This window comes from Cupriavidus sp. 05T41 (genome assembly GCF_056396525.1).
Genome location: NZ_JBFTLQ010000021.1, coordinates 17,902 through 40,019 on the forward strand (window position 1 = coordinate 17,902; position 22,118 = coordinate 40,019).

At 68.9% G+C, this 22,118-nt stretch carries 22 protein-coding genes; 18 read left to right on the forward strand and 4 right to left on the reverse strand.

Translation table 11 applies throughout. The features are described from left to right. Nucleotides 1-114 precede the first annotated feature (114 nt). From AC1DKV_RS14605 to crcB, 4 genes are read left to right on the forward strand one after another with little or no spacing between them, the layout of a single operon-like run. Nucleotides 115-1,356 (forward strand): molybdopterin molybdotransferase MoeA, encoded by a 1,242-nt coding sequence (locus AC1DKV_RS14605; protein ID WP_441613347.1) that lies wholly within the window; start codon nt 115-117, stop codon nt 1,354-1,356. 14 nt (nt 1,357-1,370) lie between these two features. Further along, nucleotides 1,371-1,628 carry a molybdopterin converting factor subunit 1 gene (gene moaD / locus AC1DKV_RS14610; protein WP_441613348.1) on the forward strand — a complete coding sequence of 86 codons (258 nt, stop codon included), beginning with the start codon at nt 1,371-1,373 and terminating at the stop codon, nt 1,626-1,628. A 1-nt stretch (nt 1,629) separates the two neighbouring features. Beyond that, nucleotides 1,630-2,157: a molybdopterin synthase catalytic subunit MoaE gene (gene moaE, locus AC1DKV_RS14615; RefSeq protein ID WP_441613349.1), complete on the forward strand. Its 528-nt coding sequence runs from the start codon at nt 1,630-1,632 to the stop codon at nt 2,155-2,157. Beyond that, on the forward strand, nt 2,157-2,537 hold the full coding sequence (gene crcB, locus AC1DKV_RS14620) for a fluoride efflux transporter CrcB (RefSeq protein ID WP_441613350.1): 381 nt from the start codon (nt 2,157-2,159) through the stop codon (nt 2,535-2,537). The genes moaE and crcB overlap by 1 nt, the downstream gene beginning before the upstream one ends. 19 nt (nt 2,538-2,556) lie before the next feature. Here the strand turns inward: crcB and AC1DKV_RS14625 are convergent, their stop codons facing one another. After that, nucleotides 2,557-3,453, reverse strand: a complete 897-nt coding sequence (locus tag AC1DKV_RS14625; protein ID WP_441613351.1) for an alpha/beta fold hydrolase — start codon at nt 3,451-3,453, stop codon at nt 2,557-2,559. Nucleotides 3,454-3,604: 151 nt separating this feature from the next. Here AC1DKV_RS14625 and AC1DKV_RS14630 point away from each other — a divergent pair, with 151 nt between their 5' ends. From AC1DKV_RS14630 to clpB, 11 genes are all read left to right on the forward strand, one after another. Then, on the forward strand, nt 3,605-4,210 hold the full coding sequence (locus tag AC1DKV_RS14630; RefSeq protein ID WP_441613352.1) for a TetR/AcrR family transcriptional regulator: 606 nt from the start codon (nt 3,605-3,607) through the stop codon (nt 4,208-4,210). Further along, a complete protein-coding gene (locus AC1DKV_RS14635; protein ID WP_441613353.1) occupies nt 4,207-4,986 on the forward strand; it encodes an enoyl-CoA hydratase/isomerase family protein in 780 nt (259 codons plus the stop codon). The genes AC1DKV_RS14630 and AC1DKV_RS14635 overlap by 4 nt, the downstream gene beginning before the upstream one ends. A gap of 167 nt (nt 4,987-5,153) precedes the next feature. Further along, a complete protein-coding gene (locus tag AC1DKV_RS14640; RefSeq protein WP_441613355.1) occupies nt 5,154-6,338 on the forward strand; it encodes a substrate-binding domain-containing protein in 1,185 nt (394 codons plus the stop codon). Nucleotides 6,339-6,352: 14 nt separating this feature from the next. Beyond that, a complete protein-coding gene (locus AC1DKV_RS14645; protein WP_441613569.1) occupies nt 6,353-7,192 on the forward strand; it encodes an ABC transporter ATP-binding protein in 840 nt (279 codons plus the stop codon). Further along, a complete protein-coding gene (locus AC1DKV_RS14650) occupies nt 7,185-7,922 on the forward strand; it encodes an ABC transporter ATP-binding protein (protein WP_441613356.1) in 738 nt (245 codons plus the stop codon). The genes AC1DKV_RS14645 and AC1DKV_RS14650 overlap by 8 nt, the downstream gene beginning before the upstream one ends. Before the next feature lie 155 nt (nt 7,923-8,077). Further along, on the forward strand, nt 8,078-9,109 hold the full coding sequence (locus tag AC1DKV_RS14655; protein ID WP_441613357.1) for a branched-chain amino acid ABC transporter permease: 1,032 nt from the start codon (nt 8,078-8,080) through the stop codon (nt 9,107-9,109). A gap of 17 nt (nt 9,110-9,126) precedes the next feature. Continuing rightward, nucleotides 9,127-10,203: a branched-chain amino acid ABC transporter permease gene (locus tag AC1DKV_RS14660; protein WP_441613358.1), complete on the forward strand. Its 1,077-nt coding sequence runs from the start codon at nt 9,127-9,129 to the stop codon at nt 10,201-10,203. A 44-nt stretch (nt 10,204-10,247) separates the two neighbouring features. After that, nucleotides 10,248-11,807 (forward strand): acyl-CoA synthetase, encoded by a 1,560-nt coding sequence (locus AC1DKV_RS14665; RefSeq protein WP_441613359.1) that lies wholly within the window; start codon nt 10,248-10,250, stop codon nt 11,805-11,807. Between the two features lie 121 nt (nt 11,808-11,928). Continuing rightward, nucleotides 11,929-14,085: a D-(-)-3-hydroxybutyrate oligomer hydrolase gene (locus tag AC1DKV_RS14670; RefSeq protein ID WP_441613570.1), complete on the forward strand. Its 2,157-nt coding sequence runs from the start codon at nt 11,929-11,931 to the stop codon at nt 14,083-14,085. After that, a complete protein-coding gene (locus AC1DKV_RS14675) occupies nt 14,085-14,996 on the forward strand; it encodes a MaoC/PaaZ C-terminal domain-containing protein (RefSeq protein WP_441613360.1) in 912 nt (303 codons plus the stop codon). Before AC1DKV_RS14670 ends, AC1DKV_RS14675 begins: the two co-directional genes overlap by 1 nt. Before the next feature lie 208 nt (nt 14,997-15,204). Further along, the gene (gene clpB / locus AC1DKV_RS14680) at nt 15,205-17,796 is read left to right on the forward strand and encodes an ATP-dependent chaperone ClpB (RefSeq protein ID WP_441613361.1); all 2,592 of its coding nucleotides are present in this window, start codon (nt 15,205-15,207) and stop codon (nt 17,794-17,796) included. Nucleotides 17,797-17,981: 185 nt separating this feature from the next. Here the strand turns inward: clpB and AC1DKV_RS14685 are convergent, their stop codons facing one another. The 3 genes from AC1DKV_RS14685 to AC1DKV_RS14695 form a co-directional block, all read right to left on the reverse strand. Continuing rightward, complete coding sequence (locus tag AC1DKV_RS14685; RefSeq protein ID WP_441613362.1) at nt 17,982-18,380, reverse strand: hypothetical protein; 399 nt, start codon at nt 18,378-18,380, stop codon at nt 17,982-17,984. Nucleotides 18,381-18,523: 143 nt separating this feature from the next. Beyond that, nucleotides 18,524-19,174: a hypothetical protein gene (locus tag AC1DKV_RS14690; RefSeq protein WP_441613363.1), complete on the reverse strand. Its 651-nt coding sequence runs from the start codon at nt 19,172-19,174 to the stop codon at nt 18,524-18,526. Between the two features lie 98 nt (nt 19,175-19,272). Continuing rightward, complete coding sequence (locus AC1DKV_RS14695) at nt 19,273-20,232, reverse strand: LysR family transcriptional regulator (RefSeq protein WP_441613364.1); 960 nt, start codon at nt 20,230-20,232, stop codon at nt 19,273-19,275. Nucleotides 20,233-20,336: 104 nt separating this feature from the next. Here AC1DKV_RS14695 and AC1DKV_RS14700 point away from each other — a divergent pair, with 104 nt between their 5' ends. The 3 genes from AC1DKV_RS14700 to AC1DKV_RS14710 all read left to right on the forward strand — a co-directional run bounded on the left by AC1DKV_RS14700 (nt 20,337) and on the right by AC1DKV_RS14710 (nt 22,038). After that, a complete protein-coding gene (locus AC1DKV_RS14700) occupies nt 20,337-20,666 on the forward strand; it encodes a hypothetical protein (RefSeq protein WP_441613365.1) in 330 nt (109 codons plus the stop codon). Nucleotides 20,667-20,739: 73 nt separating this feature from the next. Beyond that, a complete protein-coding gene (gene tam, locus AC1DKV_RS14705; RefSeq protein WP_441613366.1) occupies nt 20,740-21,510 on the forward strand; it encodes a trans-aconitate 2-methyltransferase in 771 nt (256 codons plus the stop codon). A 147-nt stretch (nt 21,511-21,657) separates the two neighbouring features. Further along, complete coding sequence (locus AC1DKV_RS14710; RefSeq protein WP_441613367.1) at nt 21,658-22,038, forward strand: DUF427 domain-containing protein; 381 nt, start codon at nt 21,658-21,660, stop codon at nt 22,036-22,038. The last annotated feature ends 80 nt before the right edge of the window (nt 22,039-22,118 follow it).

The window sequence follows — 22,118 nt, forward strand, 5'->3', positions numbered from 1 at the left end:
TCTGCCGAGCTGAACCGCACGGCCCGCGCATCGCCCCGCATGTACCGGGGGCGGTACGCGGGCCGTTTCCCATGGGCGACCGTGGGGTTGCCGTCCCACCTAACCGCTTTCGTCATGACCCAAGCCGCCGCGCAAGCCCGTCCCCCCATGCTGACCATGGCCCAGGCCCTCGAAGCCCTGCTGGCCGGCGCCACGCCGCTCGCGCAAGCCGAGCGTATCGCCACGCTGGACGCCAATGGCCGCGTGCTGGCCACGCCCGTGGCGAGCTCGCTGGACGTGCCCCCGGCGGACAACACCTCGATGGACGGCTACGCCGTGCGCAGCGCCGACGTGGCGGCGCCCGGGGCGCGCCTGCGCGTGGCGCAGCGCATTCCCGCGGGCCATGTCGGCACGGCGCTGGCTGCCGGAACCGCCGCGCGCATCTTCACCGGCGGCCTGATCCCGCCGGGTGCCGACGCCGTGGTCATGCAGGAGCAATGCGTGGCGGAGGGCGACGAGGTGATCGTCAACCATGCGCCGCAACCCGGCGAATGGATACGCCGCGCCGGCGAGGATATCCGCTCGGGCAGCGTGATCCTGCCGGCCGGCACGCGGCTGACGCCGCAGGCGCTGGGCCTGGCGGCCTCGGTGGGGCAGGCCGAACTCGACGTGGTGCGGCGCGTCAAGGTCGCCGTCTTCTTCACCGGCGACGAGCTCGCCATGCCCGGCGAGCCGCTCAAGCCGGGCGCCATCTATAACTCCAACCGTTTCACGCTGCGCGGCCTGCTGGAAAAACTCGGCTGCGAGGTCAGCGATTTCGGCATCGTGCCCGACACCCTGGCCGCCACGCGCGACACGCTGCGGCGCGCCGCAGCCGGGCATGACCTGATCATCACGTCGGGCGGCGTCTCGGTGGGCGAGGAAGACCATATCAAGCCGGCGGTGGAAGCCGAAGGGCGCCTCAACCTGTGGCAGATCGCCATCAAGCCGGGCAAGCCGCTGGCCTTTGGCGAGGTCGCGCGCGACGGGCAGGCCCCGGTCTACTTCCTGGGCCTGCCGGGCAACCCGGTGTCCAGCTTCGTGACCTTCCTGCTGTTCGTGCGTCCCTTCATCCTGCGCTTGCAGGGCGTGCAGGACGTGATGCCGCGCCGCCTGCTGCTGCGCGCGGATTTCGACCTGCCCAAGGGCGACCGCCGCAACGAATTCCTGCGCGTGCGCATCAACCAGGCCGGCGGGCTGGAGATGTTCGCCAACCAGAGTTCGGGCGTGCTGACCTCCACCGTGTGGGGCGACGGCCTGGTCGACAACCCGCCGGGCCAGTCGATCGCGCGCGGCGACACCGTGCAGTACATCGCCTTCGATGGACTGGTGGGTTGAGGAGAGCGGCTGCCATGAAGATCGAACTGCGCTTCTTTGCCAGCGTGCGCGAGCAACTGGGCCTGGGGCAGGAACGTGTCGAAGTACCAGCCACGGTGGCCACCGTGGGCGAGTTGCGCCAATGGCTCGGCCAGCGCGGCGGCGCCTGGGCCGAGGTGCTGGCGGAAGGCCGTGCGCTGCGCATGGCGGTTGACCACGACGTGGCGAGTCCTGGCAGCGTGCTGGCCGAAGGCTGCGAAGTGGCCTTCTTTCCGCCGGTCACGGGAGGCTGAGATGAGCGTCAAGGTACAGCGCGAGGATTTCGACCTGGGCGCCGAGGTGGCGGCATTGCGCCAGGACCAGCCGGGCGTGGGCGCGGTGGCCAGCTTCATCGGCACGGTGCGCGATGTCAGCGACGGCGCTGCGGTCAGCGCGATGGAGCTGGAGCACTATCCGGGCATGACCGAGAAGGCGCTGGCCCGCATCGAGGCGGTGGCCCGGGAGCGCTGGGCGCTGCTCGGCGTCACCATCGTGCACCGGGTCGGGCCCTTACTGCCGCTGGACCAGATCGTGCTGGTGGCGGTGGCCTCGGCGCACCGCGGCAACGCCTTCGCCGCCTGCGAATTCATCATGGACTACCTCAAGTCCGAGGCGCCGTTCTGGAAGAAGGAGCAGACCCCGGAGGGCGCGCGCTGGGTCGACGCGCGGGTCACCGACGAGGCTGCATTGCAGCGCTGGGGCATTCGCTCGCTCAATGCCAGCGGGGAGGCGGCCACCGGCGCGCCCGACGCGCAGCGGCAAGATCAGGAAGCCGGGAACTGATGGGCCCGCTCGGATTTGTCGCGGTGGGTGTCGGCGCCGCGGCGGGCGCGTGGCTGCGCTGGCTGTTCTCGGTCATGTGGAATGCGGTCAACCCCGCGCTGCCCTACGGCACGCTGGCCGCCAACCTGGTGGGCGGCTACCTGATCGGCCTTGCCGTGGGATTTTTCGATTCGCATGCCGGACTGCCGGCCGAATGGCGGCTGCTGGCAGTGACCGGTTTTCTCGGCGGACTGACCACCTTCTCCACCTTCTCCAGCGAGGTCGTGGCCAACCTGATGGCCGGCGACTATGGCTGGGCCGTGGTACATCTGCTGCTGCACCTCGGCGGCTCGCTGGCGCTGACCGTGCTTGGCCTGTGGACCTACCGCCTGCTGGCCTGAGCGTCCTGCCGGCGCATCGTCACGGGCGCCAGCCTGCGGCCGCGCCGGACAGCATCGCCAGCAGGGCCGTGTTGAATGCTTCCGGCCGCTCCATATGCGGCGCATGGCCCGTCCCCGGCACGATGGCCAGCCGCGCGGCCGGTTGCAGGGCCTGCGTGGCCTGGCCGACGGCCGGCGCATAGAGGCGGCTGCGCTCTCCATACAGGTGGAACAGCGGCACGCCGGTCTGCGCCAGGGTCTGCCGGTAGTCCCTGCGGGCCATGTCCTCCCACAATGAGGCCAGCGCTTGCGGTGCGCATTGCCCCATGACGGCCTCCAGCCAGGTGGCCCGCGCCAGATCGGGCTGGCTGCCCGCTGCCCACAGTCCATCTCGCACCAAAGCGGCCGTCGCGGGCCAGTCCTGCCGCACGCGCGCGGCCATCTGCGCGGCCAGGGTCGTGTCGTAGCGCCCGTGCAGGCCGTGCTGCCAGTCCGGGCCCGTTACCAGGCACGGCGTCATATCGATGGCGCCGACCGCCGCCAGCGGCAGCGCGGCATGGCTGCGCAGCAACTCCCACGCCGCCATCGCACCCATCGACCATCCCGCCACCGTCACCTCGCGCAGGCCCAGGTGGCGGACCAGCGCCGCCACGTCCGCCGCCAGCCGCGCCACCGTGGCCCGGGCTGCTTGCGGCAGCGCAGCAGACAGGCCATGTCCGGCGTGGTCCGGCGCGATCACCCGCAGGCCCGCCTGCGCCAGCGCGCGCTGGCCGTCGAAGGCTTCGCCCGACAGCGACCAGCCGTGCAGCAGCAGCAGCGCCGGGCCGTTGCCCGCCTCCCGCCAGCCCGGCAGGCCGCCGCGGGCCGGATGGACGTCGAAGTCGGGCGGGGCCGATGCGGCAGGATGGGCGAGCAACGCCGTGCGCGAATCATCCAAGGGCGAGTTCCCGGTCGTTGAGCTGGCTTGTCTCGAACCCGCGGCCGTGGCAGGCTCTGGCTTCGGGAAAGCGATGTATTGACATTCGGATTGCCACGTTTATATCATGAAACATGAATCAGCTATCATGTTTCATGATCCCGGAGCTCTGATGTCCCTGACCGAATCCGGCGCAAGCCAGCCCAAGACCGCGCGCGGCCAGAAGACCCGCGAGGCGCTGCTGCGCGCCGCCGAGAAGGTGTTCGGGGAGAAGGGCTACTACGTGGCGTCGATCTCCGAGATCACGCAGGAGGCCGAGGTGGCGATGGGCACCTTCTACCTCTACTTCAAGGACAAGGAAGACATCTTCCGGGCGCTAGTGCAGCACATGCTGGAACTGGTGCGCGCCCACCTGCGCAAGCACGTCGGGCCGGCGCAGACGCAGATCGAAGCCGAGCGGCTCGGCCTCAAGGCCTTTCTCTCCTTCGTCTCGCGCCACAAGAACCTGTACCGCATCGTGCTGGATTCCTATTCGGTGGACGAAACCATCTACAGCAGCTATTTCCAGGTTTTCGCCGACGTCTACAGCCGGCGCCTGGGCAAGGCCGAAGAGCAGGGCCAGATCTCGCCGGGCGATGCCGAGGTGCGCGCCTGGTGCCTGATCGGCATCAGCAACTTCCTCGGCATGCGCTACGCGCTGTGGAAACGTCCGGCGTCGATGGACAAGGTGGTCGATACCGCCTTCGACATGATTTCCCACGGCCTGGAGGCGCGATGAGCGCGCTGGTGCTGGTCGAGCGCGTCGGCGGCACGGCCGTGGTGCGGCTCAACCGCGCCGTCCGCCACAACAGCCTGGTGCCGGAGTTGCTGGAGCAATTGCTGGCCGCGCTTGAGCGCGTGGAGGCCGATGCCGATGTCCGCGCGGTGGTGCTGGGGCATGCCGGCCGCTCGTTTTCCACGGGCGGCGACGTGGCCGCCTTCGCCGCCCATGCGGCGCAGCGCACGGCGCTCGAGGCCTACGCCCAGCGCCTGCTGGGTTTGCTCAATACGTGCATCCTGCGCCTGGCGGCGTTGCGCTGCCCGGTCATCGCGGCAGTGGAGGGCTGGCTCACCGGCGGCGCGCTGGGCCTGGCGCTGGCCTGCGACATGACGGTGCTCGGCGAGGGCGCGCGCATCGCGCCGTACTACACCGTGGTGGGCTTCAGTCCCGACGGCGGCTGGACGGCGATGCTGCCGCAGATGATCGGCCACGCCCGGGCGCGTGCGATCCAGCTCGAGAACACCACGCTGACCGCCAGCCAGGCCGCGGCGCTCGGCATCGCGACGCACCTGGCGCCTGGTGGCCAGGCCGAGGCCTGCGCGCTGTCGCTGGCGGCCGCACTGAAGGACAAGGTCGCCGGCAGCGTGGCGCACACGCGCGCGCTGCTGCGCTGGGACCCGGAGGCGCTGGCGCACGGCCTGGAGCGCGAGCGCGCGGCCTTCGTGGCGCAGATCGCCAGCGCCGAGGCCGCGGCCGGCATGCGCCGCTTCCTCGGTGCCACGACCCCGTGCTGAGCGGCACGCGCGCAGGAATGCAGCAAGCAGCAAGCAACAAGCTGAAAGCACCGCAAGGCAAGAAGCAGAAGAACAAGCTGTAACGTCAGGCAATACCGTCGCCGATCGTCGGTCGGCAGCCCGATCCGCACCAGCAACAAGAAGAAACATCCAAAGAGGAGACAGGAATGCAACGCAAGCACCAAGCCGCCGGCGCGCTCGCCCTGGCCGGCCTGCTGGCCGCCGTCGGCGTCCAGGCCAAGGACATCCGCATCGCCCACGTCTACGACAAGACCGGCGCGCTCGAAGCTTATGCCAAGCAGACCCAGACCGGGCTGATGATGGGCCTGGAGTACGCCACCAACGGCACCATGGCGGTCAATGGCAACAAGCTGGTGGTGCTGGAGAAGGACACCCAGGGCAAGCCCGACGTGGCCAAGGCGCAGCTGGCCGCCGCCTATAGCGACGACCGCGCCGACATCGCCGTCGGCCCGACCTCCTCGGGCACGGCGCTGGCGATGCTGCCGGTGGCCGAGGAGTACAAGAAGATCCTGCTGGTCGAGCCCGCCGTGGCGGATTCGATCACCGGCGAGAAGTGGAACCGCTATATCTTCCGCACCGGCCGCAATTCCTCGCAGGACGCCATCTCCAACGCGGTGGCGCTGGACAAGCCCGGCGTGCAGATCGCCACGCTGGCACAGGACTACGCCTTCGGCCGCGACGGCGTGAAGGCCTTCAAGGGCGCGCTCAAGAACGCCAAGATCGTCCACGAGGAATACCTGCCCACCAACACCACGGACTTCACCGCCGGCGCGCAGCGCCTGTTCGACTCGCTCAAGGACAAGCCGGGCCGCAAGGTCATCTTCATCATCTGGGCCGGTGCCGGCAACCCGTTCAAGATCGCCGACCTCGATCCCAAGCGCTACGGCATCGAGATCGCCACCGGCGGCAACATCCTGCCGGCCATGACCAGCTACAAGAACTTCCCGGGCATGGAAGGCGCGACCTACTACTACTTCGGCATTCCCAAGAACAAGGCCAACGAGTGGCTGGTCTCCAACCACTACAGCAAGTTCAAGACCCCGCCCGACTTCTTCACCGCAGGCGGCATGGCGGCCGGCATCGCGCTGGTCGAGGCGCTCAAGAAGACCAACGGCGACACCGGTACGGAAAAGCTGATCGGTGCGATGGAGGGAATGTCGTTCGAGACGCCCAAGGGGAAGATGACCTTCCGCAAGGAGGACCACCAGGCCCTGCAGTCCATGTATCACTTCAAGATCAAGGTCGATCCGGCGTTCGCGTGGGGCGTGCCCGAGCTGGTCCGCGAGATCAAGCCCGAGGAGATGAGCGTGCCGGTCCGCAACAAGCGGTGATGACGGTGGGCGCCATTTCCGCCGGCACTTCGGCAGCGCTGCAGCGCGCGGCGGCAGGGCCGCCCGCGCTGGAGACGCGCGACCTCACCATCCGCTTTGGCGGCCATGTGGCCGTGAATGCGGTGTCATGCGCATTCCGCCCCGGCGAGCTGACCTGCATCGTCGGTCCCAATGGCGCGGGCAAGACCACGTACTTCAACCTGATCTCCGGGCAACTGCCGCCCAGCGCCGGCCAGATCCTGCTGGGTGGCGAGGACGTGACCCGCCTGCCGGTGCCGCACAAGGCACGGCGCGGCATCGGCCGCGCCTTCCAGCTGACCAGCCTGTTCCCGAACCTGTCGGTGTTCGAGAACGTGCGGCTGGCGGTACAGGCGCGCCAGCGCGTGGGGCTGGACCTGTGGTCGGTGTGGAGCGGCAACCGCGCCGTGCGTGCAGAGGCCGAGTCCTGCCTGGAGCGCGTGGCCATGGCCGACAAGCGCCATGTGCCGGTGGCCTCGCTGCCGCACGGCGACCAGCGCAAGCTCGAAGTGGGCATCCTGCTGGCATTGCAGCCGCGCATCTTCATGTTCGACGAACCCACCGCCGGCATGAGCGTGGACGAGGTGCCGGTGATCCTCGACCTGATCCAGGAGATCCGGCGCGACAGGAGCAAGACCGTGCTGCTGGTGGAACACAAGATGGACGTGGTGCGTTCGCTGGCCGACCGCATCATCGTGCTGCACAACGGCAACCTGATGGCCGACGGCGACCCTGCCGAGGTGATCGCCTCGCCGATCGTGCAGCAGGCCTATCTCGGCATCGCCGGCGCGCAGGGCGACGAGATGGCACCCGCGCAGGAGGGCAGCCATGGCTGAGCAGGCGGCATCTCCCATCCTGAGCCTGGATGGCGTACACACGCATATCGGCCCGTACCACATCCTGCACGGCGTGAGCTTCGCGGTGCCGCGCGGCGGCGTGACCATGCTGCTGGGACGCAACGGCGCCGGCAAGACCACCACGCTGCGCACCATCATGAACCTGTGGCAGGCCGGCGAGGGGCGCATCGATTTCGACGGCGCCGACATCACGCGCCGGGGCACCCCGCGCGTGGCGCAGGCCGGCATTGCCTACGTGCCGGAAAACATGAGCGTGTTCGCCGAACTGACCGTGGCGGAAAACATGCGCCTGGCCGCGCGCAGCGGCGCCATCGACACGCAACGCCTGGAATGGGTGTTCCGCATGTTTCCGGCGCTGAAGATCTTCTGGCACCAGCGCGCCGGCGTGCTCTCCGGCGGCCAGAAGCAGATGCTGTCGGTGGCGCGCGCGATCATCGAGCCGCGCAAGCTGCTGATCGTCGACGAGCCCACCAAGGGCCTGGCGCCGGCCATCATCCAGAACATGATCACGGTGTTCCGCGAGCTCAAGCAGACCGACGTCTCGATCCTGCTGGTGGAGCAGAACTTCCACATGGCCAAGTCGGTGGGCGATACGGTGGCGGTGATGGACGACGGCCGCGTGGTGCACACCGGCAGCATGGCGGCGCTGGCGGATGACGATGCGCTGCAGCAACGCCTGCTGGGCTTGTCGCTGGCGGCGCATCAGTAGGCTTTTCCTGTCCGCGCTCCCGCCTGCGGGAGCGGGGCAGGGGAGAGCAACCGTGTCAAGCGGGGCACTTCAAGCGGGGCGCGGACAATAGCAGCGTGAGAGGCGGCGGCCCATTGCCGGCTTCATGCCAGAACGTAGAGATCGGGACCGAGACAATGGCGAGTACAAGCACCTTACCCACCACGCCGGCCGCGCCGGCGGACCTGCCCAAGGTCCGCCTCGACTGGACCCCGCTGGCGCTGGCGCCGCTGCTGATGCTGCTGGCCTATCCCCTGGTGGGCAGCGGCTCGACCTGGCTGACGCTGACCATCGCCGGCCTGGCCATGGGCATGATCGTGTTCGTGGTGTCGTCCGGCCTGACGCTGGTGTTCGGCCTGATGGACGTGCTCAACTTCGGCCACGGCGCCTTCATCGCGCTCGGCGCCTATGTGGCGGCATCGGTGTTGCTGCCGCTGGGCGGCTGGGTCGAGGCCGACAGCCTGGCGCTCAATCTTGCGGTGTTCGGCCTGGCCATCGTGGCGGCGATGGTCGCGGCGGGCATTGTCGGCTTCCTGTTCGAGCGCGTGGTAGTGCGTCCGGTGTACGGGCAGCATCTCAAGCAGATCCTGATCACCATGGGCGGCATGATCGTGGCCGAGCAGCTGATCAAGGCCATCTGGGGCGCGGAGACCATCGCGCTGCAGGTGCCCACCACCTTCCGCGGCGCGGTGCTGCTGGGCGACGCCGCCATCGAGAAATATCGCCTGATCGCAGTGGTGCTCGGCCTGGCGGTCTTCATCGCCATGCTGCTGGTGCTCAACCGCACGCGCATCGGCCTGCTGATCCGCGCGGGCGTGGAGAACCGCGAGATGGTGGAGTCGCTCGGCTACCGCATCCGCCTGCTGTTCATCGGCGTGTTCGTGGTCGGTGCCGGCCTGGCCGGCATGGGCGGCGTGCTGTGGGGGCTGTACCAGCAGAACATCACGGCGTCGATCGGCGCGCAGGTCAACGTGCTGATCTTCATCGTCATCATCATCGGCGGGCTCGGCTCGACCACCGGCTGTTTCGTCGGCGCATTGCTGGTGGGGCTGATGGCCAACTACACTGGTTTTCTGTTCCCCAAGCTGGCGCTGTTCTCCAACATCCTGCTGATGGTGATGATCCTGCTGTGGCGTCCGCAGGGACTGTATCCGGTAGCCAGGCGCTGAGCCCCGAGGAAAATGCGATGACCCGACTCCTTTCCGGCGACCTGCCGCGCAGCCGCGTGCTGACCGTCATCCTGGTGGCGATGCTGCTAGCGCTGGCCTGCGCGCCGTTCCTGTTCCCCGGCGCGCGCGCGCTCAACATGGCGGCCAAGATCTGTGTCTTCGTGGTGCTGGTGGCCAGCTACGACCTGCTGCTCGGCTATACCGGCATCGTCTCCTTCGCCCACACCATGTTCTTCGGCATCGGCGGCTACGGCGTGGCGATCGCCATGTCGCGGCTCGAGCCGGGCTGGGGCGCGCTGGCGCTCGGCACCGTGGGCGCGCTGCTGGTGTCGATGGCGCTGGCTTTCCTGATCGGGCTGTTCTCGCTGCGGGTGAGGGCGATCTTCTTCGCCATGATCACGCTGGCCGTGGCCACCGCCTTTGCCACGCTGGTATCGCAGCTGTCCGAGTGGACCGGCGGCGAGGACGGCATCACCTTCAAGGTGCCCGAGATCTTCACGCCGGGCTTCACGCTGGGAGACGCCGAGTGGTTCGGCGTGCCGCTCAACGGCAAGCTGTTCTCCTACTACTTCGTGTTCGCCGGCGCGCTGGCCTTGTTCCTGTTGCTGCTGCGCGTGGTGAACTCGCCGTTCGGGCGCGTGCTGCAGGCCATCCGCGAAAACGACTTCCGGGCCGAGGCGATCGGCTACCGCACCGTGGTCTACCGCACCGTATCCACCGTGCTGTCGGCCGCCTTCGCCACGCTGGCCGGCGTGCTGATGGCGCTCTGGCTGCGCTACAACGGTCCGGACACCTCGCTGTCGTTCGAGATCATGGTGGATATCCTGCTGATCGTGGTGATCGGTGGCATGGGCACGCTGTACGGCGCTATCATCGGCACCACGCTGTTCCTGGTGGCGCAGACCTACCTGCAGGACGTGATGAAGCTGGCCAGCGACGGCACCGCGGCGATCCCGCTGCTGTCCGGCCTGTTGCACCCGGATCGCTGGCTGCTGTGGCTGGGGCTGCTGTTCATCCTCAGCGTGTATTACTTCCCGCAGGGCATCGTCGGCCGCCTGCGCGGCGACCGGGCCGAACACGAGGTAGCCTCCTAGACTGGTACTGCGCGCAAGATAAAAGACAACGGGAGACCCTGCACATGTACGTCGTCGACTGGCTGCACAAGAACGCCCGGCACACCCCGGACAAGATCGCGCTGGTCGACGTGCAGAGCGGCCGCACGGTGACGTACCGCCGGTTCGACGAGCGCGCCAGCCGCTTTGCCGAGTATCTCGGCGAGCATCTGCGGCTGGCGCCCGGCGCCCGCGTGGCGGTGCTGGCGCACAACAGCTCGGATTACCTCGAAATGCTGTATGGCTGCGCCAAGGCGGGCATGGTGATGGTCTGCCTGAACTGGCGCCTGCCCGAGGCCGAGCTGCTGCCCATCCTGGAGGATTGTTCGCCCGAGGTGCTGGTCGCCGGCGACGGCTTTCTCGCCACCGCCATCGCCCTGAGCCGCGCCATGCCGCTGCGCGCCGTGCTGCATATGGCCGACGACGAAAGCGCGGACGTGCCCGGCGGTTGGACCGAGTACGAGACGGTGCTGGCGCGCGCGTCCGGCCGCGTCATCGAGATGCCCTGCCGCGACGAACACGAAATCTGGCACCTGCTCTACACCTCCGGCACCACCGGCCGGCCCAAGGGCGTGATCCAGACCTACGGCATGGTTTTCTTCAATGCCGTGAACGCCATGCTGGCCAACAAGATCACGCGCGACGACGTGTTCCTGAACGTGCTGCCGTTCTTCCACACCGGCGGGCTCAACCTCTACGCCAACCCGGTGCTGCATGCCGGCGGCACCGTGCACATCATGCGGCAGTTCGATGCCGCGGTGACCCTGCGCAAGCTCGATGCGGCCGCCGGCACGCACGCGGGGGCGGGCATCACGATGTTCTTCGCGGTGCCCGCGGTCTACCTCTTCCTGAGCCAGCACGCGGGCTTCGCCGCGGCGGATTTCTCGCGCGTGCGCAATATGTCCGCCGGCGGCTCGCCGGTGCCGCGCCCGCTGCTGGAGGCCTACCTCGCCAAGGGCGTGACGATCTGCTTCGGCTTCGGCATGACCGAGACCGGGCCCACCGTATTCGTCTGCGACGAGGCCACCGCGCGCCGCAAGATCGGCACCATCGGCAAGCCGGTAGGCTCGATGCTCACGCGCGTGGTGGACCCGCTCGGCTACGACGTGGCGCCCGGCGAACGCGGCGAGCTGCTGATCAAGGGCCCCGGCGTCACACCCGGCTACTGGAACCTGCCGCAGGCCACGGCTGCCGCCATCCGCGACGGCTGGCTGTACTCGGGCGACATCGCCTATATGGATGAAGAGGGCGACTACTACATCATCGACCGCGCCAAGGACATGTTTATCTCCGGCGGGGAGAACGTCTATCCTGCCGAAGTGGAGAACGCGCTGTTCCAGCTCGCCGCGGTGGCCGAGGCCGCTGTCATCGGCGTGCCGGACGCGCGCTGGGGCGAGGTCGGCATGGCGCTGGTAGTGGCCCGGCCCGGCCAGGCGCTCGATGCCGAGGCGCTGCTCGCGCATTGCCGCGCCACGCTGGCCGGATACAAGGTGCCGCGGCACGTGCGCTTGATCGAGGCGCTGCCGCGCACCCCGTCCGGCAAGGTGGAGAAGCACAAGCTGCGCGCGCGCTTCGCGCCGTCCTGAGCGGCCAGGGGCTCGCGCGGCAAGGGGTTGCAGTATTGGGAAAGCAGTTGGCGTAATGCGTTATCCGATCAAGCAAGCATGCAAAAAGGGGCACGATATGTGGCGCGAGTTTGCAGTGAGTATCGGTGGTACCGTTCGGCCAGTCTGGAGCGCAACGCGGGCGCGGCTCGCGCTGGCCGGCGCGGCCGGCCTTCTGCTGGCCGCGTGCGGTGGCGGCAACAATAACAACAGCGGCAACGGCAATCCCAATATCAAGCCGGTCAATATCGGCACGGTGACCATCAAGAGCTACGACGGCAACACCGACGACCTGCTGACCGCCGGCCTCGGCAAGGACGGCCTGGCATCGGCCACCGCGCCGTTGCCGCTGAACCCGGCGGCGCCCACTGCGGTCGAACTGCGCCGCTATGCCATCTACACCAACTACCGCGCGCTGGTGGATACCACCACGGGCGGCGGCTTCGGCTCGCTGTACGGCCCCAACGTGGACGCCCAGGGCAACGTCACCGCCAGCCAGGGCAAGGTGGCGGGGCGCGAGTACCTGGCGTTCTCGGACGACGGCAGCGGCAAGCAGAACGTCACGATGCTGGTGCAGATCCCCGACAGCTTCAACGTCGCCAAGCCCTGCCTGATCACCGCCACCTCGTCCGGCTCGCGCGGCGTCTATGGCGCCATCTCCACCGGCGAATGGGCGCTCAAGCGCGGTTGCGCGGTGGCCTACACCGACAAAGGCACCGGTGCTGCACCGCACGACCTGGATACCGATACCGTGCCGCTGATCGACGGCACGCGCGCACCGCGCAGCACCGCCGGCGCCAATGCGCAGTTCGCCGCGCCGTTCCCGACCACCACCCTGGCCGCGTTCAACGCGCTCGCGCCGCACCGCCTGGCGTTCAAGCATGCGCATTCGCAGCGCAATCCCGAAAAGGACTGGGGCGCCTTCACGTTGCAGGCCGCGCAGTTTGCCCTGTGGGCGCTCAACGACCGCTTCGGCACGGTGGCCTCCGACGGCACGCGCGAGCGCTCGTTCGCCCCTGAGACGGTGGTGGTGATCGCGTCGAGCGTCTCCAACGGCGGCGGCGCAGCCATTGCGGCGGCCGAGCAGGACACCCAGGGCCTGATCGACGGCGTGGCCGTGGGCGAGCCCAACCTCAACCTGCCCGCCGTCACTGGCGTGACCGTCACGCGCGGCGGCGCGCCGGTCCTTGCGTCGGGCCGCACGCTCTACGACTACACCACCACGGCCAACCTGCTGCAGCTGTGCACGTCGCAGGCGGTGGCACTGGTGAACGCGCCGGCCGTGAGCCTGTACGGCCTGCCTGCCGTGGCGCTGGCCCAGCCGGCGCTCAACCGCTGCCAGTCGCTGGTCAGCGCAGGCATCATCACCGGCCCCGACACCGCCACCCAGGCCGCCAACGCGCTGCAGGCGCTGCACGACGCGGGCTGGGAGGCCGAGTCGGACGTGCTCCATCCCTCGCTGGCCCTGTTCGAAGTGGCCAATGCGGTTTCGGTGACCTTCGCCAATGCGCTTGCGCGGGCCAGCGTGACGGACCGCCTGTGCGGCTTGAGCTTCGCCGCCACCGGCACGGCGGTGCTGACGCCGGCGGTCATCGCGCCCGAGGTGCTCAATATCCTGTACGCGACCGGCAACGGCGTGCCACCCGCGGCCGGCGTGCAACTGATCAACGACAACAACCCGGGCGGCCCGCTGCGCGACATCTATTCCAAGTCGCCCGGCAACGGCGTGGCCGACGCCAACCTCGACGGCGCGCGCTGCCTGCGCGGGCTGCTCAGCGGCGCCGATGCCCAGTCCCAGGCGCTGCAGGCGGGCCTGGCGCAGACGCTGCGCTCGGGCAACCTGCACGGCAAGCCGGCCATCATCGTGCATGGCCGCAGTGACGCCTTGCTGCCGGTCAACCACACCTCGCGGCCCTACCTTGGCTACAACAACCTGCAGGAGGGCGGCGCCAGCAAGCTGTCCTATATCGAGGTGACCAACGGCCAGCACTTCGATAGCTTCATCGGCGCGGTGGCCGGCTATGACAACCGCTTCATCCCGCTGCACGTCTACCTGAACCGTGCGCTGGATGCGGTGTACGCCAACCTCACCGCCGGCACTGCGCTGCCGCCGTCGCAGGTCGTGCGCACCGTCGCGCGTGGCGGCACCCTCTCTCCCGCGCCCACCATCCTGCCCACCAATCTGCCGCCGTTCGCCGCCGTCCCGGCCAATGCCGACCGGATCACGGTCACCGGCGGCACCGTAGAGGTACCCAACTGATGAAGGCATCCAGCCCGCGCATCCTGACGCAGGAGGACTTCGATCGCTTCGCCCGGCTCTCGCGCGACGACAATCCCATCCACTGCGACCCGGCGTTCGCCAGCACCACGCATTTCGGCGCCACGGTGGCGCACGGCATGCTGCTGTTCTCGTTGCTGTGCGCCCAGATGCGGCGCAGCAACCCGCGTCCCGTGCTGCCGATCGGGCAGACGCTGATGTTCCCGCGGCCCACCTTCGTCGGCGACGGCGTGGCGGCCGTGCTGGTGCTCGACGACACGCCGGGGCGCGACCGGATTGCCCTGGATACCGAGATCCGCTGCGTGCAGCGCGGGCGTGCGCGCACGCCCGAGTCCGATGAGCAGGTTACGGCACAGGGCGACGCCGTCCTGCTGGTCGACGCCACGGCCGCCGCGCTGGCCGAGGCCCAGCGCCATGATGGGGACGATGCCGTACAGTCCGCCGTCGCCGGCGACGGCACGCTCTACCATCTCAGCATGGGCCAGGAGGCGTCGGCGATACGTACCTTCAGTGCCGCGGATATCGACGAGTACGTATCCCTGACCGACGACGGCAATCGCTTCTACACCGATCCGGTGTTTGCCCGCAGCCGGGGCTTCGGCGGCGCCATCGTGCCGCTGCCATTGCTGGCCGGGATGTTCTCCGACCTGCTTGGCACCCGCCTGCCGGGCCGGGGCACCGGCTGGATGAAGCAGTCGCTGCGGCTGCGCTCGCCGGCGCGGCTGGGCGAGCAGCTGACCGCCTCGGTGCGCATCGTGCGCCTGCGCGGCGACAAGGATCTGGTCAACCTGGCCACTGTGATCTCGGGCGACGACGGTCGCGTGGTGCTGGCCGGCGAAGCGCTGGTGCTGGTGCGCAACCTGGAGGACAAGCGGGCGCCGGTCGCAGCCTGAGGAGGCCCTCCGGGCACGCGCGACGGAGTATCTCCCGCGCCACACCCCGGTGCCCCAAAAACGGGCCGCCGGCCCTTGAAAAGTCGGCGCTGAGCCTTATCTTTCGGAAAGACATCCAGTGTCCGGACCCCAGGGGGATCGGCAGGCCGGGGCGCATCCGCCCCGCCTCCCGCATCAGGACACGCATCCGAGAAAGAGGGCATCCTAAATGCGACTAGACAAACTGACTACCCGATTCCAGGAAGCGCTGGCAGATGCGCAAAGCCTGGCCATCGGCAACGACAACCAATACATCGATCCGCTGCACGTCTTGCGCGCCCTGCTGGCGCAGAATGACGGTGCCGCGCGCGGCCTGCTGGCGCGCGCCGGGGTCAACGTGAATGGCCTGACCACCGCGCTCGACGCCGCCATCAAGCGCCTGCCGCAGATCCAGGGCAACAGCGAAGTCCAGGTTGGGCGCGAACTCAACGCGCTGTTCAATGCGACCGAGAAGGAAGCCATCAAGCGCGGCGACCAGTTCATCGCCAGCGAACTGTTCCTGCTCGCCGTGGCCGACGACAAGGGCGAGGCCGGCCGCGTCGCGCGCGAGAACGGCCTGTCGCGCAAGTCGCTGGAATCCGCCATCGAGACCGTGCGCGGCGGCGATGCCGTCAACAGCGCCGATGCGGAAACCCAGCGCGAAGCGCTCAAGAAGTACACCGTGGACCTCACCGAGCGTGCCCGCATCGGCAAGCTCGACCCGGTCATCGGCCGCGACGACGAGATCCGCCGCGCCATCCAGATCCTGCAGCGCCGCACCAAGAACAATCCCGTGCTGATCGGCGAGCCGGGCGTGGGCAAGACCGCCATCGTGGAAGGCCTGGCCCAGCGCATCGTCAACGGCGAAGTGCCCGAGAGCCTGAAGAACAAGCGCGTGCTGGTGCTCGACATGGCCGGCCTGCTGGCCGGCGCCAAGTACCGCGGCGAGTTCGAGGAACGCCTCAAGGCCGTGCTGTCGGACATCGCCAAGGACGAAGGCCAGACCATCGTCTTCATCGATGAGATCCATACCATGGTGGGCGCGGGCAAGGCCGAGGGCGCCATCGACGCCGGCAATATGCTCAAGCCCGCGCTGGCGCGCGGCGAGCTGCACTGCATCGGCGCCACCACGCTGGACGAGTATCGCAAGTACATCGAAAAGGACGCCGCGCTGGAGCGCCGCTTCCAGAAGGTGCTGGTCGACGAGCCGAGCGTGGAGGCCACCATCGCCATCCTGCGCGGGCTGCAGGAGAAGTACGAACTGCACCACGGCGTGGAGATCACCGACCCGGCCATCGTCGCCGCGGCGGAGCTGTCGCACCGCTACATCACCGACCGCTTCCTGCCGGACAAGGCCATCGACCTGATCGACGAGGCCGGCGCGCGCATCAAGATGGAGATCGACTCCAAGCCCGAGGTGATGGACAAGCTCGAGCGCCGCACCATCCAGCTCAAGATCGAGCGCGAGGCCGTCAAGCGGGAGACCGACGAGGCCTCGAAGAAGCGGCTCGAGCTGATCGAGCAGGAAATCACGCGCCTGGAGAAGGAGTACGCCGATCTCGAGGAAATCTGGAAGGCCGAGAAGGGTGCCGCCCAGGGCGCGGCCGCGCTCAAGGAAGAGATCGACAAGATCCGCCTGGAGATCACGCGCCTGCAGCGCGAAGGCAAGCTCGACAAGGTGGCCGAGCTGCAGTACGGCAAGCTGCCCGAGCTCGAAGGCAAGCTCAAGGCCGCCACGGTGGCCGAAGCCAGCGAGCAGAAGCAGCCCAACAAGCTGCTGCGCACGCAGGTCGGCGCCGAGGAAATCGCCGAGGTGGTCAGCCGCGCGACCGGCATCCCGGTCTCGCGCATGATGCAGGGCGAGCGCGAGAAGCTGATCAAGATGGAGGACTACCTGCACCGCCGCGTGGTGGGGCAGGACGAGGCCGTGCGCCTGGTGTCCGACGCCATCCGCCGCTCGCGTGCCGGCCTGGCCGACGAGAACAAGCCCTATGGCTCGTTCCTGTTCCTCGGCCCCACCGGCGTGGGCAAGACCGAGCTGTGCAAGGCGCTGGCGGAGTTCCTGTTCGATTCGCAGGACCACCTGATCCGCATCGACATGAGCGAATTCATGGAGAAGCACAGCGTGAGCCGGCTGATCGGCGCGCCGCCGGGATACGTGGGCTACGAAGAGGGCGGCTACCTGACCGAGGCGGTGCGCCGCAAGCCGTACAGCGTGGTGCTGCTCGACGAAGTCGAGAAGGCCCACCCGGACGTCTTCAACGTGCTGCTGCAGGTGCTGGACGACGGCCGCCTGACCGACGGGCAGGGCCGCACGGTGGACTTCAAGAACACCGTGATCGTGATGACCTCGAACCTCGGTTCGCAGATCATCCAGGCGATGTCCGGCGAGCCGCACGAGGCGGTCAAGGGCGCGGTATGGCAGGAAGTGAAGACCCATTTCCGCCCCGAGTTCCTCAACCGGATCGACGAGGTGGTGGTGTTCCACTCGCTCGACCAGCAGCATATCGAGTCGATCGCACGCATCCAGCTCGAACGGCTGCGGGCACGGCTGGCACGCATGGACATGGCGCTCGAAGTCAGCGAGGCGGCGGTCGCCAAGATCGCCAGCGCAGGCTACGACCCGGTGTTCGGCGCGCGTCCGCTCAAGCGCGCGATCCAGCAGCAGATCGAGAATCCGGTGGCGCGCGCCATCCTGGAAGGCCGGTTTGCCGCCAAGGACGTGGTGCCGGTGGACTACCGCGATGGTGAGTTCACCCTCGGCGCCGCCAAGGTGGAGTGAGGTCCGGGATGCCGGCAAGGGTGCCGGCCGCCTGGCGGCCGCATCCCTTGAGGCAAGGTGTTGCCCAAACAGAAAAACCGCCCTGCATGGGGCGGTTTTTCTTTGTAATAAGAACTAACGATTTGCTGCCTGGGCCAGGTGCCGATGTCGTGACAGCGCAACAGCGCAACAGCAGCGCGGCCCGCTCAGCGATGGTACCCGTGCTGATGGTGATACGCGTACCAGTCGCGGCGCGCCCACCAGCGGCCACCGTCCCAGTACCTGTCGCCGTGCCAGCCGATCACGATCGCGGGCCCCGGCGCGACCACCACGGGTGCCGGTCCATAGACCACCGGCGGCGCCGGGTAGGCCACGGCCGGAGGCGGACCATAGCCGGGCGGCGGCCCGTAGCCCGGAGGCGGCCCGTAGACCGGGGCCGGGGGCGGCGCATAGACCGGCGCCGGGACATAGACCGGTGCCGGCGCCACGACCACCGGCGCGGGCACGCCGATGTTCAGGTCGACATCGACACGTGCCAGCGCAGGCTGGGAGACCGCCCAGGCCAGCGCTCCGATACCCAGCGCGTAGCAGAAACCTTGCTTCATTTTTTGTCCTCGTCATGCAATAGCCGTGACCTGACTTTAGTCCTGCCGCGAGCCCAGGGGGGGATACAACTGTAACGGTATTTCACGAGGCCGCCCGCCGGCGCGTGCCTCTGCCCGCCGCGACATTCGGCCGCCGCGACCATTCACGCCGAGCGCTCGTTGCGCAGCCGGTACAAGGGCACCAGTTCCCTGGCGCAAGCGTTGGCCGCGCGCTTGCCCTCCGCATCCAGCGTCCGGGAAACGGCATTCTTCACGCGGCGCAGCCCGCCGTTTTCCAGGAAGGCTTTCAGGGCGGCGTTCTCCATATACCGATTGAATTCGAGCGCGTCCGCACCCGTGATGCCCGCGTCGCGCAGTGCCAGGCCCGCCAGTGCGGCCTGCCTGGTCTTCTGCCCGACCGGCGAGTTGAGCAGGCGTGCCAGGCTGGTCGCCAGGTCGGCATCGCCGATCTCCGCATCGAGCGCGGGCCTGACGGCGGTCTCGATGATCTGCGCGGAAAGCTTGGTGCGCGTGCATTCCACGTAGCGCTCCTTCGGTATCGGGCCGATCTTCGCGGGGAGCTTTGCAAAGGCCAGTTTCAGCCCGGAAGCCAGCAGCGCATCGATGTCGAGCGCGCGCACGAGCGCGGTCATGGCTTCTTCGTAGGTGGGCGGGAACAGTTGCTGCGGCGGCAGCGGGCGCTGCTCGATGACCAGGGCCGGCTGTTCCGCTTCAGGCCTGCGCGGCCCGCTCGCCGGCGTGTCAGCCGGGCGCAGTGGCGATTGTGCCGGCAGGTGCGGGCGGATCCGCGGCACGAGCGGCGCTGGCAACCAGGGCGGCCGCGGCGGCCGCGCCGATGACGCAGATGAGAATGACCCGGTGGTTCATGATCGCGTCGGCCCGCGCTGGAGTTTCAGCCGATTATGCCGGGTTTGGGCGCCGCGCGGGGGAGCGGCCTGGGGTCGTCGCCGCATTGCGCGCCGGCGATGTCGCGCACCAGTGCGCGGAATCGCGCGGCCGCGGCGCAGAGGCCGTCGTCACGCATGGCCAGGTGCAGGGGCGCGCTCAGCGGCGGGTGATCCGCCAGCGCGCGATAGACAATGTCCTCGCCGCCCAGCCGCCGCATCGACGCCGGCACCACCGACACGCCGAGGCCCGCCGCGACCAGGCTCAGCGTGGCCGGCAGGCGCGGCGCTTCCTGCGCTACCAGCGGGCTGAAGCCGGCTTCGCGGCATGCGCCCAGGATGGCGTCGTACAAGCCGGGTCCGGCCGGACGGCGATAGAGGATGAAAGGCTCGTGCGCGAGGGCCGCAAGCGGGAGCGGCGTGGCATCCGCCGCGAGCGGATGCGCCGCGGGCAGTGCGGCCAGCATCGGCTCCTCCAGCACCGCGTCGAGCAGCAGGCCGGCGGTACTGCCGACCGGCGAGCGCACGAAAGCCGCGTCGAGCCGCTCATGCAGGAGCGCGTCGACCAGTTCGCTGGTGCCGGCTTCTTCCAGCGTCACGGCCACGCCTGGCACGGCCTCCCGGAAGCGGCGCAGCGCGGCGGGCACGAAGGGATGCAGGGCGGCCGAGCTGGTGAAGCCGACCGCCAGCCGGCCCTGTTCGCCGGCCGCCGCGCGGCGCACCGCGTCCGCCACGCCCGCGGCGCGTGCCAGCACCGCGCGCGCTTCCTCCAGCAGCGCCAGCCCGGCCTCGGTGGGCCGCACGCCGCGCGGCAGGCGGCGCATCAGCACCACGCCCAGTTCCTCCTCCAGCCCGCGCAGCAGGCGTGTCAGCGGCGGCTGCTGCATGCCCAGGCGCTCGGCGGCCCGGGTGACATGCCCTTCCTCGGCAAGGACGACGAAGGCCCGCAGCCGGCGCAGTTCGATCATTGCAATACTCTCAAGGTATGGGGTTTGTACTAAAGATGCATTGGAAATCATAGCAGTTCGCGCCTATGCTGTCGGCGTGTCAGGCGAGACGGCGGAGCGCAGCGATGGAACAAGACAGCAACCCGGGCGAAAGCGTCGTCGCGCCAGCCTGGTCCGGCAATCTGCTGGAATTCCTCGCGTGGGTGGAGGCCGGCCCCCGCACCTTCGAGGACACCATGGACGCCTGGCGCACATCCTGTCCGCGGCTGAGCGCGTGGGAAGACGCCACCGCGGCCGGCCTGGTGGGGCTCGACCTGCGCCCGGGCCTGCCGCGCGCGCAGGCCATCGTGCACCTGACCGCCAGGGGCAGGGCGGCCTTGCGCGAGCCGCGCCTGCCGGCCTCGGCGTGCGGGCCGGCCGCGAACCCGCCGGACCGCCCGGACCGCCCGGACTGAACAACCGAACACCAAAACGCCAGAGCCGGACACCAGAACCGGACACTGGCCCCGATCCTGCAAAGGAGCAGCAATGACCTGGTCAGCCAAGCAATACGTGAAATTCGAGAATGAACGCACCCGCCCGGTACGCGACCTGCTGGCCGCCGTGCCGGGGCGCGAGCCGCGCCGCGCGGTGGACATCGGCTGCGGCCCCGGCAATTCGACCGAGGTCCTGGCAGCCTGCTTCCCGGGCGCCAGCGTGGCCGGCCTCGACAGCTCGCCCGACATGATCGAGGCCGCGCGCAAGCGCCTGCCGGACCTGGAGTTCGAAGTCGCCGGCATCGAGTCCTGGGATAACCCGGGCCCGTACGACCTGATCCTCGCCAACGCCGTGCTGCAGTGGCTGCCCGAGCACGACCGCCTGCTGCCCGCGCTGGCCGCCAAGCTCGCGCCCGGCGGCAGCCTGGCGATCCAGGTGCCCGATACCCTAGACACCCCCGCCCACCGGCTGATGCGCGAGGTCGCCGCGGACGGCCCGTGGGCTGGCAAGCTCGCCGCCGCCGCGCAGGCACGCACGACGCTGGCTCGTCCGGCCTGGTACTACGCCTTGCTGCGCGCACACTGCAGCACGGTCGACGTGTGGCAGACCACTTACCACCACGCGCTGGAAGGCGGCCCGGCGGCCATTGTGGAATGGTTCAAGGGCACCGGGCTGCGCCCGTTCATCGACCCGCTCGACGAGGCCGAGCGCGGCGCCTATCTCGAGCGCTACACGGCCGAGGTGGCGCGCGCCTATCCGGCGCTGGCCGACGGCTCCGTGCTGCTGCCGTTCCCGCGCTTCTTCATCGTGGCGACGCGCTGAGGCAAGGCGCCCGGCTCGCCGCAAAAGTGGCGAATATGTTTCCTGGCGTGGTCCGGGAGGCTGGCCGGGCGCCCTCGGCCTGCGCCGTTTCCGGCATCGAAGTAACATTGCGGGCATTGCGCCAGCCACACACCGGAGACCGCCAGGATGAACACCAAGCCAATCAAGATTCCCGGCCCCGATCACCCGATCACGATCGAGCCAAATCCCCGGCGCGTCGTCGTCAAGGCCGGCGGCGTGGTGGTGGCCGATACGCTCGCGGCGCTGACGCTGCGCGAGGCCGCCTACGCCGCGGTGCAGTACGTGTCGCGCACGGATGTCGACCTGTCCCGCCTGCAGCGCAGCGACCATGCCACGTACTGCCCGTACAAGGGCGAATGCAGCTACTACAGCATTCCCGCGGCCGGCCAGCGCGGCATCAATGCTGTGTGGACTTACGAGCACCCCTACGCGGCCATGGCGCAGATCGCGGGCTACATGGCGTTCGATCCGGCGCGGGTCGACAGCATCGAAATCGTGGCGCCCTGAGCGGCGCGGCACGTTTTCCCGAACCGAACCAACGCAGCAAAGCATGAATGCGCGTGGCGCCAGGCCACGCACCGATGAAC